This is a genomic window from Intestinimonas sp. MSJ-38 (genome assembly GCF_018917925.1).
Lineage (GTDB): Bacteria > Bacillota > Clostridia > Oscillospirales > Butyricicoccaceae > Pseudobutyricicoccus.
In genome coordinates this window covers 1-1,623 of record NZ_JAHLPO010000065.1, presented here as the reverse complement: position 1 = coordinate 1,623, position 1,623 = coordinate 1, and the positions used below count along the sequence as shown (strand labels likewise).

2 protein-coding genes and 1 pseudogene are annotated in these 1,623 nt (G+C 55.7%); all 3 read right to left on the bottom strand.

From position 1 onward, the window contains the following. Positions 1 to 359 (bottom strand): annotated as a pseudogene (locus KQI26_RS15060) (sortase); the annotation flags it as partial. Next, positions 356 to 1,285, bottom strand: coding sequence for a hypothetical protein (locus tag KQI26_RS15055; RefSeq protein WP_216505050.1), 930 nt, complete (start codon positions 1,283 to 1,285; stop codon positions 356 to 358). The gene KQI26_RS15055 and the pseudogene KQI26_RS15060, both read right to left, overlap by 4 nt. A 6-nt stretch (positions 1,286 to 1,291) precedes the next feature. Continuing rightward, the coding region (locus tag KQI26_RS15050) for a DUF3801 domain-containing protein (RefSeq protein WP_216505049.1) at positions 1,292 to 1,623 on the bottom strand (332 nt) is incomplete at its 5' end.

The window sequence follows — 1,623 nt, the reverse complement described above, 5'->3', positions numbered from 1 at the left end:
TAACTCCCCGAGCCGGTGTTGCCCGTATTGGTGTTGCCCGATGTGGTAGGCGGTGTCACTACATTGGATGTACCTCCACCAGAAACGATCCCGCTGCCCCCAGGGGTCAGGTTCGGGGTCAGGGCCGTTCCGCTGCCAGGCAGATAGGATGCGGCGCTGCCAAAAGCCGGAGGGATCAGGGCTGTGTTTTTGCTCCGGTCCACATTGATCTGCGGCTTGTCCACATAAATCGTATGATCCGATGTGGGGCGAGCAAACATTCCCTCGGATGGCCCGTAGAATGTATAATCCGCCGCCAATGCCCACGGGCTCAGTGCAGCAGCTAATGCGCAGGCGACTGCAATCTGTCGTTTCATCATTTGATACCCTTCTTTCTTTTGTATTTCCGCCAGCCTGTGATCCCAGCTGCCGTGCCAGCTCCTCCGGCCAAGGCCGCCACCGGGATGCCGATCAACGCTCCATACGAGAGATTGCCTTTCTCCGGCTCCTGCTCCTTCACGGCAGAGAAGAGCGCCGTGTACAGGATGCTGTTGTTGGTCGTACGGCTCACATTGCCCACATAGTCGGCCGTCACCACATAACCCTTCACATACCGGCTGGTTTTTGTTCCGGCATAGCTGGCCACCGCAGTATAGCGGGTGGCCACACTCTGACCGCTGACTTCCTCAGCTGCTGCCGTTTGCCAGGACACATCCACCAGCTCCATAGTGCAGCCGTTTTCCTCCACCGTTTTGGGAATGTAGGATGTATCGGCATCGGCCAGATTGGGATAGGTGCGGGTGGCTGTCACATTCTTGTTCCGGCTGCCATAACCCGAAGCTTCCACTTTGACACTGGCTGTATCCAGAGTAAGGACACCCATGTATCCATCCTCCCCGGCATACTCCAGAGTAGGAGCCAGATTCTTCAATACCGTCTCTGTATCCTTGGTGGAGGATTCCTGGGTGATCTGCTGGGTGTGTTCCTTGGTATCGGTTTCCCGTTGATCTTCGGCCAGAAGATCCAGGAACACATATTCCCGTCCTTCCTGCTCAAAGTTCTCTGTGGGGATCACCGACGGATCGGCACTGGCATCCAGCTGATAAACCTTTTCCAGGTGCCAGGCTGTATCATTCTCGCTATATACGATGTCAATAGGATACAGCGCAGGCTGGGGCGGAGTCTCCACTTGAGCTGTCTCTCCGTCCTGTGTTTCCGGTTCCGGCTCAGCTGCTGCTCCCATCAACACCGGCGTACACATGACGCAAAACAACAGAGCTGCTGCAAGCCCCTGTCTGTGTTTCATCGTTTCTCATCTCCTTCTTTCGGCGGTATGTTCCCGCACTTTGTTTTTCCCCATAGATTTCTGGAGCGCCGCTTTTGCTTTTTCCACCCGATCGCGCACCGAAGGACGCTTTCTCTCTTCATTCGTCCTCGTATTCATAGTGCTGCGCTCGTTGAAACTCCCGTACTCTTTGGATTCTTCCTTTGACAGAGTACGGGTCACAGCGTTTTTTCCCTCACTCTCCCTGGTGGGGGCCGGGTACCCCAGGCGCTCGATAATTCGATTGATCCGCCCGGCGTCCTCCGCTTTGGCGATAACCTCCACCCGGCCATCCTGGGTCTTGGAGTTTTTCACCATCA